This is a genomic window from Allobosea sp. 05T422_2 (genome assembly GCF_056396265.1).
In genome coordinates this window covers 1-10,107 of sequence record NZ_JBFTLD010000251.1, presented here as the reverse complement: position 1 = coordinate 10,107, position 10,107 = coordinate 1, and the positions used below count along the sequence as shown (strand labels likewise).

At 66.1% G+C, this 10,107-nt stretch carries 14 protein-coding genes and 1 riboswitch; of the genes, 9 read left to right on the top strand and 5 right to left on the bottom strand.

Translation table 11 applies throughout. The features are described 5' to 3' along the window. The coding region (locus tag AC1DJT_RS29370; protein ID WP_476835425.1) for a hypothetical protein at positions 1-254 on the bottom strand (254 nt) is incomplete at its 3' end. Between AC1DJT_RS29370 and AC1DJT_RS29365 the strand changes: the two genes are divergently transcribed. Continuing rightward, positions 253-1,530 carry an MFS transporter gene (locus AC1DJT_RS29365; RefSeq protein ID WP_476835424.1) on the top strand — a complete coding sequence of 426 codons (1,278 nt, stop codon included), beginning with the start codon at positions 253-255 and terminating at the stop codon, positions 1,528-1,530. The two genes, AC1DJT_RS29370 and AC1DJT_RS29365, sit on opposite strands and share 2 nt — an antisense overlap. Before the next feature lie 44 nt (positions 1,531-1,574). Here AC1DJT_RS29365 and AC1DJT_RS29360 read toward each other — a convergent pair whose 3' ends face one another. Both AC1DJT_RS29360 and AC1DJT_RS29355 read right to left on the bottom strand, forming a co-directional pair. Then, the gene (locus AC1DJT_RS29360) at positions 1,575-1,925 is read right to left on the bottom strand and encodes a hypothetical protein (RefSeq protein WP_441506919.1); all 351 of its coding nucleotides are present in this window, start codon (positions 1,923-1,925) and stop codon (positions 1,575-1,577) included. A gap of 268 nt (positions 1,926-2,193) precedes the next feature. Then, positions 2,194-2,571, bottom strand: a complete 378-nt coding sequence (locus AC1DJT_RS29355) for a response regulator (RefSeq protein WP_476769705.1) — start codon at positions 2,569-2,571, stop codon at positions 2,194-2,196. Between the two features lie 324 nt (positions 2,572-2,895). Then, positions 2,896-3,028: riboswitch (TPP riboswitch) on the top strand. A gap of 57 nt (positions 3,029-3,085) precedes the next feature. Here AC1DJT_RS29355 and thiO point away from each other — a divergent pair. From thiO to AC1DJT_RS29315, 8 genes are all read left to right on the top strand, one after another. After that, entirely contained in the window at positions 3,086-4,276 is a 1,191-nt protein-coding gene (gene thiO / locus AC1DJT_RS29350) for a glycine oxidase ThiO (RefSeq protein ID WP_476835423.1), read from the top strand. Then, the gene (gene thiS, locus AC1DJT_RS29345; RefSeq protein WP_441492903.1) at positions 4,273-4,485 is read left to right on the top strand and encodes a sulfur carrier protein ThiS; all 213 of its coding nucleotides are present in this window, start codon (positions 4,273-4,275) and stop codon (positions 4,483-4,485) included. Before thiO ends, thiS begins: the two co-directional genes overlap by 4 nt. Position 4,486: 1 nt before the next feature. Beyond that, the gene (thiG, locus tag AC1DJT_RS29340) at positions 4,487-5,263 is read left to right on the top strand and encodes a thiazole synthase (RefSeq protein WP_441506916.1); all 777 of its coding nucleotides are present in this window, start codon (positions 4,487-4,489) and stop codon (positions 5,261-5,263) included. Then, positions 5,260-5,895 (top strand): thiamine phosphate synthase, encoded by a 636-nt coding sequence (locus AC1DJT_RS29335; RefSeq protein WP_476835422.1) that lies wholly within the window; start codon positions 5,260-5,262, stop codon positions 5,893-5,895. Before thiG ends, AC1DJT_RS29335 begins: the two co-directional genes overlap by 4 nt. A gap of 32 nt (positions 5,896-5,927) precedes the next feature. Further along, positions 5,928-6,470, top strand: coding sequence for a P-loop NTPase family protein (locus AC1DJT_RS29330; RefSeq protein WP_441506914.1), 543 nt, complete (start codon positions 5,928-5,930; stop codon positions 6,468-6,470). Beyond that, positions 6,467-6,844 (top strand): nuclear transport factor 2 family protein, encoded by a 378-nt coding sequence (locus AC1DJT_RS29325; protein WP_476769700.1) that lies wholly within the window; start codon positions 6,467-6,469, stop codon positions 6,842-6,844. Before AC1DJT_RS29330 ends, AC1DJT_RS29325 begins: the two co-directional genes overlap by 4 nt. A 354-nt stretch (positions 6,845-7,198) precedes the next feature. After that, positions 7,199-7,507 (top strand): helix-turn-helix domain-containing protein, encoded by a 309-nt coding sequence (locus tag AC1DJT_RS29320; protein ID WP_441506913.1) that lies wholly within the window; start codon positions 7,199-7,201, stop codon positions 7,505-7,507. Positions 7,508-7,594: 87 nt separating this feature from the next. After that, complete coding sequence (locus tag AC1DJT_RS29315; RefSeq protein WP_441506912.1) at positions 7,595-8,506, top strand: hypothetical protein; 912 nt, start codon at positions 7,595-7,597, stop codon at positions 8,504-8,506. Between the two features lie 243 nt (positions 8,507-8,749). On the opposite strand, the gene AC1DJT_RS29310 is transcribed toward AC1DJT_RS29315, so the two are convergent. Both AC1DJT_RS29310 and AC1DJT_RS29305 read right to left on the bottom strand, forming a co-directional pair. Beyond that, positions 8,750-9,442: an acid phosphatase gene (locus AC1DJT_RS29310; RefSeq protein WP_476832864.1), complete on the bottom strand. Its 693-nt coding sequence runs from the start codon at positions 9,440-9,442 to the stop codon at positions 8,750-8,752. A gap of 187 nt (positions 9,443-9,629) precedes the next feature. Beyond that, the gene (locus AC1DJT_RS29305) at positions 9,630-9,908 is read right to left on the bottom strand and encodes a hypothetical protein (protein ID WP_441492911.1); all 279 of its coding nucleotides are present in this window, start codon (positions 9,906-9,908) and stop codon (positions 9,630-9,632) included. Positions 9,909-10,107: the final 199 nt, after the last annotated feature.

Genomic DNA, 10,107 nt, shown 5'->3' with positions numbered 1-10,107 from the left:
GTACCAGATGATCGGACGCTGGGTCGAAGGCAAGACCTGAGCCGGATCGAGGCCGGGTTTTCCGCGCGGGGCAGGGGCGCTGCCACGGCTTCACCCGTTTCCCGGATCAGCGCCAGGGCTGTCGAATGGTCCGGCCTCAGTGTTGCAGGCGGGATCATCGCCGAAGCTTTTTTGGGAATGCTACGGTCGGGACCGAAGCATTTATCCGCCCGATGCTGCCATAAGCGCCTGAGCCGCGTCAGGAGCTTCATCATGTCCTCTCTTTCAGCGAAGCCACCGTTCTTCGGCTGGCATATCGTCGCTGCGACCTTTGTTCTGGCGGCATTCGGGTGGGGCGTCGGTTTCTACGKGCCGCCGATCTACCTGCAAACCGTCGTCGAACGGACCGGCTGGTCGGTGGCCTTGGTCTCAGCGGCTGTCACCCTGCACTTTCTGGTCGGAGCGGTCGTCATCGCCAATCTGCCGCGCCTCTATCGAAGCCTGAGTGTTCCCGTGGTGACGGCTCTCGGGGCGGCCTTGCTTGCTGCCGGGGTCGTCGGCTGGGCGATGGCCAGCGAGCCGTGGCAACTCTTCTGCGCAGCTCTGTTGAGCGGCGTGGGCTGGGTTGCGATGGGCGCCGCAGCCGTCAATGCGATCATCTCCCCCTGGTTCGTGAGTTCTCGCCCTGCGGCTCTCTCGATGGCCTATAACGGAGCCAGTATCGGCGGCGTGATTTTCTCACCTCTATGGGTCGCTCTCATCCTCGCCATCGGTTTTCTCAAGGCGGCGATCGTGGTCGGCGTGACGATGATCGCCGCTATTCTCTCCCTGTCGATTTTTGTGTTTTCAAAGACTCCCGAGCGACTGAGCCAGTTTCCTGACGGCATTCGGCCAGACGCAGGTCCGGCTGCGGTMAGCGCTTCGGCTGCGGYGGCCATGCCAAAGGGATCGCTGTGGCGGGACCGTCGTTTCCTGACGCTGGCGGCAGGGATGGCGTTGGGTCTGTTCGCCCAGATCGGCCTTCTCGCCCATCTGTTCTCCCTGCTCGTCCCGGCGATCGGGCCTCAAAATGCCGGGCTGGCCATGGGCGGCGCAACGATCGCCGCGATCGCAGGCAGGACGGTGGTCGGCCTCGTCATGCCTGCCTCGGCGGACCGCCGCCTCGTCGCCTGCGCGAGCTATGCGGTCCAGATCGGCGGGTCATTGACCTTCCTGATCGCGGGCGATGCCAACGCAACGCTGATGATCATGGGCGTCATTCTGTTCGGTGCGGGGATTGGCAATGCCACATCCCTGCCACCGCTCATCGCACAGGTCGAATTCGGCAAGGCAGACGTTGCCCGCGTCGTTCCACTGATCGTTGCCATCGGACAGGCAAGTTATTCCTTTGCGCCGGCCGTGTTCGGCGCTCTGCGGACGCTGTCGCCAACCGGACTGTCGAGCTTCGATGGGGCAGCGCTGTTTGCGGTCGCTGCCGTGGTGCAAGCAGCCGCCATTGCCTGTTTCCTATGGGGGCGCCAAAGGCGCTCGCTGCCAGGCGCGACCGCATGACGGAGACAGGCCCCTTGGACCTGGCAGGGGCGAACCCTGTGCGGCTAGCCCTCGCCACCTGCGTCGGACAGCACCCTTGCCGGCACGGGGAGGACGGTCGCCCTCTGGCCGTTTTGCGTGGCCAGCCATTTCAGATAGCGCAGGCGTGCCGCCACCGTGTTGCTGCGATGGGTGTTTTGCAGCCACTCAAGATACTCGGCGAGGCGAACGGTGATGATCTGGACGGTCTTGCCCTTGGCCAGAAGCAGCTCCGTCGCGGCAGCGAACTGGCGCTTCCATTCGGGATAGGAGCGGGGGATCCTGGGGTCCTTGCCGACCATGTCCAGCAAGGCAGGAAAGTCATCTTCCGAATACCACGGTACCAGCACGGTGTCGTAGTAATCGAACTTCCGCATGGCTGTGTCCGCCCAGCAATCGGAAAGCGTCGCCCACCTGCGATCCTACCAGTTCTCCAGCTGGTTTACGAGTTGCGCGCAGTGCCTCACCGGTTTGCGCGCGGGCGAGTTGCAGATCTCGGGATATCCGGTCGGCGCCATCACGAAGGATGCAAGCCCTCCGTCGGGCACGGAAAGCCCGTTTCAAGCCCGTTTCCTGGGCTCTGCCCCGATCCCGCCCCGGCGCGGGGATCGGCCGTTTCCTTCGCGCCCATTCGGTCAGGCGCGCCTAGGCGCTGGCCGGCAAGGATTTCAGCGTCCTGATGATCTCGCTCTCGGTATAGGGTTTTCGAAAGAACCGGGCCCGCTCAGGCAATTTCTGAGGGTCGACCCGGACATGGCCCGAGGTCACCATCAGCCCGATCGGCGGCCATTTCTCGCGCACGACCTCGACCAGCTGCAGGCCGTTCAGCGAGCCCGGCATCTCGACATCGGTGAAGAGGATGCGGACATCGTCGCGTTGCTCGAGAATGGCCAGGGCCTCGTCGGCGGTCGCTGCCTCGACGGCGAGGTAACCGGCCTCCTCGACGAGCAAGGCCGCATACATCCTGATGATCGGCTCGTCGTCGACAACGAGAACAACCGGCTTTTCCGCGTCTGTAGGCACTGGGCTTCTCCTGAACCGCCTTCTTGTCGCGGCGGTAGAGGTCCAACGGCTCATGGACCGGAACGTTCCGCCGTCGCGCCTGCTTTGGGCGCTACGGACAATGCAGGCTGTTGGCATGGCCGGCGGAGCGCTCCCTCGTGAAGCTGCCCGCCTGGCCGCGCGTGCCGGCAGCGGAAGCGGAGCGCGGGTGAATGGCGGMAGGCGAGGTGCCTCAGCAGCGCCTTGGACCGGCGAAGATTCCCGGCCCCTGGCCCGCCAGCCGGGGTCCTCCCGGCGTTCGTGTCTGATTGGCCTTGACCTCGCTGCCGCCCCGGCTCCAGACTGCGCGGATCCAAGGAGATCCCCGGCAAGGGGCTGAGAAACCGCTGGCAGACCGGGTGTTCCCCGGAGAGGCGCGCGGAAATCCTTCGAACCTGATCCGGCTCATACCGGCGGAGGGATGGAGCGTCGCGGCACTTGCCGGCAGCCGAAGGGCTGCCAGATCTCCTTCCCCGAGCGGGCGAGGAGTTTGCCTATGCGAGGCCCGCCACACACCACCCTTCGCCGATCTGGCGACGCTTCCGGGCCCGTCGCCTGCGAGGCGCCGGCCGCCACCGATATCGCCATCATTGGCGGCGGCCTGATCGGTTTGTCCATCGGCTGGCGGCTGGCCCGGCGCGGGCTCGATGTGACCGTTTTCGAGCGTGGCACGATCGGGCAAGGGGCAAGCCTTGCCGCGACCGGCATGCTGGCCGCGGCCGCCGAGCTGGAKCCGGGCGGCGAGGAGCAGCTGCCACTGGCGCTCGAAAGCCAAAGGCTCTGGCCGGGTTTTGCGCGCGAGCTCGAAGCCGAGAGCGGGCTCGGCGTCGACTATCGCCGGGACGGTGTCCTGCTGGTCGCGCTGGGGCGTGAGGAGGTCGAGCGCCTGCGTTTCCGCCATGACATGCAGCGGCGCGCCGAGGTCGAGGCTGCATGGCTTAGCGGGGCGCAATGCCGCGAACGCGAGCCCGGGCTGAGGCCCTCGGTCGTTGCCGGCATTCTCTGCCCGGCCGACCATCAGGTCGATCCGCCGCGCGTCATGGCGGCGCTACGACGCTCCTGTCTCGCGGCCGGAGGGCACCTGGTCGAAGCCTGCGAGGCCGAGCCGGAGCTGGCCGGCGGCCGCGCTCTCGGCGTCTCGACGCCGCGCGGGCTCTGCAAGGCCCCGATCGTGATTGCGGCCGCCGGCGCCTGGACCCGATTTCAGGGGCTCGACATCCCCGTCCGCCCGCTCAAGGGTCAGTCACTCGCCCTGCGCAGCACGCCCGAGACCGGCACGCTCGCGCGTGTCGTCTGGACCGAGCAGGTGCATCTCGCTCCCAAGAGCGACGGCACTCTCCTCGTCGGCGCCACCATGGAAGAACGCGGCTTCGACGACAGCGTGACCGCTGGCGGCGTCTATGCCCTGCTCGACGGCGCCCGGCGCGCACTGCCCTCGATCGAGGAGATGCCGGTCGAGGCGATCTGGTCCGGCTTCCGCCCGACCTCGATCGACGATGCGCCGATCCTTGGTGAGACGGGGATAGCGGGCCTGCTCGTTGCGACCGGCCATCACCGCAACGGCTATCTGCTCGCCCCCGTCACGGCAGCCGCGATCGAGCAACTCCTCGTCGAGAATCGCATCACGGGTCCGGCCGCGTCATTCGGCCAGGCGCGCTTCACCCCCTGTCTGGAGGCAACCTCATGAAACTCATCATCAATGGCAAGGACCGCGATAGCGCAGCGGAGAATCTGGCGGCGCTTTGGCAGGAGGAGACGGCCGAGATGGACTTGCCGGGTCCGCAGGGCTTCGCGATCGCGCTCAATGGCACCGTGGTCCGGCAGGTCGACTGGGCGCAGACGCCTCTGTCGCGCAACGACCGCGTCGAAATCATCCGTGCCTTCGCAGGGGGCTGACATGAGCACTCCGATCGAGGCCCTCACCATGGCGGGCACGGCATTGTCGTCGCGGCTCCTCATTGGCACGGCCGGCTATCCGAGCCAGCGCATCATGGTCGATGCCATCGAGGCCAGCGGTTCGGATCTTGTCACGCTCTCCCTGCGTCGCATTTCGCTGCAGGGCCATGGCTCCGACACGGTGCGCCTGCTTGCCGGCCGCCGCTTCCTGCCCAACACGGCAGGCTGCGAAACCGCGCGCGACGCCATCCTCACCGCCGAGCTTGCACGCGAGGCGCTTGGCACCAACTGGATCAAGCTCGAGGTGATCGGCGATCGCGAGACGCTCTATCCCGATGTCGGTGAGCTGCTGGAGGCGACGCGCCAGCTCGTCGACAAGGGCTTCGTCGTCCTGCCCTATTGCAACGACGATCCGGTGATTTGCGCTCGCCTGGCTGATCTCGGGGCCGCCGCCGTGATGCCGATGGGGTCGCTGATCGGCTCGGGCATGGGCGTCGCCAATCCGGCCAATCTCGAGCTGATCTGTGCCCGCTCGCCCGTGCCCGTGATCGTTGATGCCGGCATCGGCACGGCCTCCGACGCGGTGATCGCCATGGAATGCGGCGCGAGCGGGGTTCTGCTCAACACCGCCGTCGCCAAGGCCGATGATCCGGTGCGAATGGCACTCGCCATGCGTCACGCCGTCGAGGCCGGCTGGAACGCCCGCTTGGCGGGGCGCATTCCGCGGCGTGGGCGGGCTCAGCCGTCCAGCCCGCAGCTCGGGCTTGTGGGGTCGTGAACAGGCTGCCCGACCGGCTGCTCGTCGTCACCGACCGGCATCAGGCCGTGAAGCCTTTGCCGCAGCTTGTCTCTGCGGCGCTCGCCGGCGGGGCACGCTGGATCTGGCTGCGCGATCGCGATCTCGATCAGCCGGAACGCCGCAGCCTGGCGCAGCAGCTGCATGAGCTCGTGAGCATGGCGGATGCGGTTCTGACGATCGGCGGTGATGTTGATCTCGCCGCCCGGGTCGGGGCACGGGGCGTCCATCTGCAATYGGCTGGGGCGATCTCCGCGGCCCGCGCCGTGCTCGGCGTCTCCGCGCTGATCGGCGTTTCCGCGCATGACGAGGCCGATGTCCGGGCGGCAGCAGCGGCAGGCGCCGATTATGTCACGGTAAGCCCGATCTTCACGACGGCGAGCAAGCCCGGCTATGGCCCGGCCCTGGGCCTGACCGTGCTGCGGCGCTGGGCAGCGATCGGGCTGCCGGTCGTGGCCCTTGGCGGCATCACCTGCGACCGCGCGCCACTCTGCATCGAGGCTGGTGCTGTGGGCGTTGCAGTGATGGGGGAGGTGATGCGAGCCGTGGATACGGCCACGACCATTCGCAGCCTTCGCGCCTGCGCGCTGATGAGTCCACGCGCTGGTGTATGAGCAGGTCGAAACGAGAGGAATGGCCTGCGCCGATGCGACGGATCGTGATCCTGGGGAATGCCGGCAGCGGCAAGTCGACGCTCGCGCGAGCACTGGGCAAGCGCCTTGCGCTGCCGGTCGTGCATCTCGACCGCCTGTTCTGGGAAGCCGGCTGGACAAAGGCCGAGCCCGGGCTCTTTCGGGATCGCGTGCGGGACGCCGTGTCCGGCGATGCCTGGATCTGCGAGGGCAACTACTCCCGCCAGACCTTCGAACTGAGGCTGCCGCGCGCCGATATCGTCATCTGGCTCGACACCCCGCGGACGACCTGCCTGGCCCGCGTCCTCTGGCGCTGCATCCTGAACCGGCCGCGGCCGGATCTCCCCGATGGCTGCACCGAAAAGCTGGATGCGGAATTCCTCGGCTTCCTCCGATATGTCTGGGCCTTCGATAGGGACAAGCGACCGCATATCGAGCGCGAGCGGGTCGCGACGGCCGCCAATGTCCCGGTGGTCTATCTCCGCGACGCCGGACAGATCTCGGCATTCGTGAATGCGACATCGGTCGGGCAGGGCGGCGCGGGGAGGGCACGGTGAAACAGGATCTCGACCTGATCAGGGGGCTGGAGGAAGAGCTGTTCAAGCCGTCGGTTCGAACCTCTCCGGAAGCCCTTGATCGGCTTCTGGCGGATGGTTTTGTCGAATTCTGCCGCTCCGGCGGCGTCCATGACAAGACCGAGGTGATCCGAAGTTTTGCCGAGGGCAATGCCCAGACGGTCGAGGTGCCKGCAGCCAGGGATTTCGTTCTCCGATCCCTGGCCGACGACGTGGTCCTGCTGACCTATCTGAGCTTTCGTGTCGCCCATGGCCGGGAAGAGCGGCACACGCTGCGAAGCTCGATCTGGCGGTTCATCGACGGCCGCTGGCAGATGGTCTTTCACCAGGGAACGCCTGCTGGCCAGCCGTCCTGACGGGGGCTTCGTGGGGGGCTTGAGCCGCCCCGGCGGTGTTGACCCAGATCCGCGATCGTCCCTCCCGCTGCGCCCGGGCGGGACAATCGCAATCGCCATCACCACGCCGAGCCCGGCCTCAAGCCCGGCGCCGTTCGAGTGCGTGCTCGATCCGGGCCGTCATCCGGCGCAAGGCACGGTGCAGATGGTCGCGCATGAAACCCCGGCAGTTTCGCCGCGCCGAGGACCGTCGTAGCAAAGCTGACGAAGTCCAATGTGGGACATTTCGGTGTACTTGACGCCGCGTCTGCAATCTCTTGATACTGCGTGCGGCGAAGCAGATCCGGCGACGCAAAAAGCGGGCAAGGGCGGCTGATGACTGTCGATGAGGCGGCCGCGTTCGTCGCGCAGAGCGAGGAGATGCTTGCGGGTGCGGAAGCGGTACGCCGGCTGCAGCGTTGCTACGAGGCGATCAACGGCGACGATCGCGCCGGCGAGACGCTGGGCGCCATCGCATTTTCCTTCGGCTTCCGCAGCGAGGCGCAGTTCAGCCGCACCTTCAAGGAGCGTTTCGGCATGGCGCCGCGCGAGTTGAGATCAGTCGCCCGCGAGCGCGGCGTCAACATGCTGCCGCCGACCACGGTCGGCGTCGCCCCGGATTTGGTGCAACGACTTGAGCGCTGACATCCTGCCGCAATATAGGCCCGTGCCGATCCCGTCCGGCCGGGGCGAAGCGCTGTCGGTGCCGGAGGCAATCGCCTACACAACGCGATGGATCGACATCCGCCTTTCGCCCGGGGAGGACTTCGACGCGCATCAGATGCGCTGGCTCATGACACAGCTCGCCATCCGGCGCTTGCCGAAACGATCAAGACAGGCGGCGACGGCTCGGCATACTCGGACCGTCTCCATCAGTCATACACAGTCCTCAGGAGGGCGCAGGCGGCGCTGAGCGACGGCAAACATCAGTGGTGGGGCAGCCCGGCTGAAGACCAGGCCCGGAAGGCTGCCGAGCGTGTGATGTGGCAGCGGCGCGATCCGGGCCGCGGATACGTGGAGGGCTACGAAAGCCGCTATCAGACCTGGCTCCGCGAGGACCAGTTCAACAGCTGCGTCGCAGACTATCTGGCGCAACCGTGGATGCGGCACCCTGTCCTCGATTGGATGCTCGTCGATGCGATCGTGACGCACGAACTGTCTAGGTTCGGGGAAGCGGTGAAGAAAGCAGAAGAACCGGGGGATCCATGGCGCCGGGGTCGCTATTTGAGGGCCCGCGGCAACCTCGAGAAGCTCCGGAAGCTCGAATGGAAGGCCGACTTCCAGCTGCAATTGGCGTCTGCCGCCTTTTTTATCGTTGTGCCTCTGTTGGGGATAGGGGCGGCCTTCCACTTTGATTGGACAACAACCGGCATATGGCTGTTGGGCATCTACACCCTCGTCGTGATCAACGAACTATGGTCGCTGGTGGTCAAGCTGATCCGTCGCAGCGTACCAGGTCCCGAGAGCAGTTCTCAAACGCTGTGGCGCGAGATGTACGAGGTCTGGCGACTGCTTGAAGGGCCGGTCGTCAACCCGATGCTCGTGGGCGCCGAGTTGGCCAGAACGACGAGGAGGGGAGCTGGATGGAACAGCGCTGCCTGGTCGATCGTCGTGCGCGCGATGGAGCATGATCCACTGGAGTGAGTCGTCGTGCCGGCCGAGCGGGACGCGGCACGCAGCGATGCCGGTCGCCAGGACGGAGCCAGATCGGCGCCGTCTCAATCGTTGAATCCCACATCGTCCGCTTCGGCATCGTAAGGCAGCTTGATGCCGCGCTGCTGGCGCTCTTCTTGGATGGCGCTGTGACGGCTTCGTCTGCTGGCCGATCGGCTGGCGCGGGTTCGGAAGGGGAGAGACCCGCCGCCGAACCCGTCTCTCGCTGATCGCTCAGAGGCCGAGCACCTTGCGCAGCTCCGCCTTGGCGGCGGCGAACTCGGTCTGGAAGTCCTGCTGCTCCATGATGCGCGCAGCGATAACCGAGCCTGCGATGCGGCCGGCGTCGATATCGGAGCGATAATGGATTCCGCCGATCACGCGGTTCCAGCCATAGATCCAGGCCCTGGCCATGATCTCGGTGCGCTTTTCCGGAACCATGTTCGACAGCACGATGCCCATCAAGGTCCCGACGGTGGTGTGGCCGGAGGGATAGGCGCCGGAATTCGAGACCTTCACCACAGGCTTGACCAGCGGGCTCGCCTGATGCGGCCGCGGCCGCTTCCAGCTGTCCTTGGCCGGATCGACCACCGCGCCCTCGGTCGCGACGATCCGATCGAAGAAGGCCGAAAAGACGGGCAGCGCCTCAGTCTTGAAGGCCGGGCCCATCACGTCGGCGAAGCGCCAGACATCCTCGACGGCATCGGCCTGGGCCAGCGCTTCCATCTGCGGCGTGCGCGTAACCTGAATGGTGAGGACCTCGCCGATCTCGGCCTTCGTCTGGACGGAGTCCGGCGCCGGGGGCGGCTTCAGGACGGCTGTGAGGTCGATCGTCTTGCCGGTCGCGAAGGGTTTCGCATCCTCGGCATGGGCGGGAGAGAAAGCCAGCGTGGCGGCTGTCAGAAGAGCGAATGCTATATGGCGCATGGTTGTGGTCCCTGTTGGCCAGGGATCGACGCTCCCCACATATGACAGTGTGATGTAGGTCAATCTCCCGCCGCGCGGTCCTTCTCGCCTTCGGTCGGCGCCCCGGCGGCGACGTCTCGAGCGATTCGCGCCAGGGACATGCCGCGCGCGCCCAGGGAGGTATTTCGCCTCCAGCGTCCTTAGCGTCTCAATTGTAGGATTCCACCTCGTCCGCTTCGTCATCGTAAAGCAGCTTCATCAGCATGACGTAGCGATTGAGCGAGGCCATGCTGAGATCGCGCAGGCATCTCTCGCGAAGCTTGAGGGCTTCTGCGCGAATGCTCAGGCGCAGTTCAGGCGTGTGGATGCTGAACGCCTCGCTCCAGTCGAGCAGATGATGCAGGTCCTTGTCCCAGACCGGGCAGGTCCGCGATTGAAATGTCCTGTGCTGCGGGGCGTCCGCCGCGATCGCAGAGGTCGCCGCCACCAAGGCGACGCATGCAAACGAGAACAAGGGCAAGAGCAGAGGCCTTTGGAGCKACCGGCCTGACATTGCAATCTCTCCCGCTCGAGGATGTAGCCAGGATTCCAGGCAGGCTCAGCCGCTCAGTMTCACCCGTCCGTGTCACCTGAAAAACCCGAGCTCGTATGTGATCTTCATCACATACGAGCTCGGACAGTTCGAC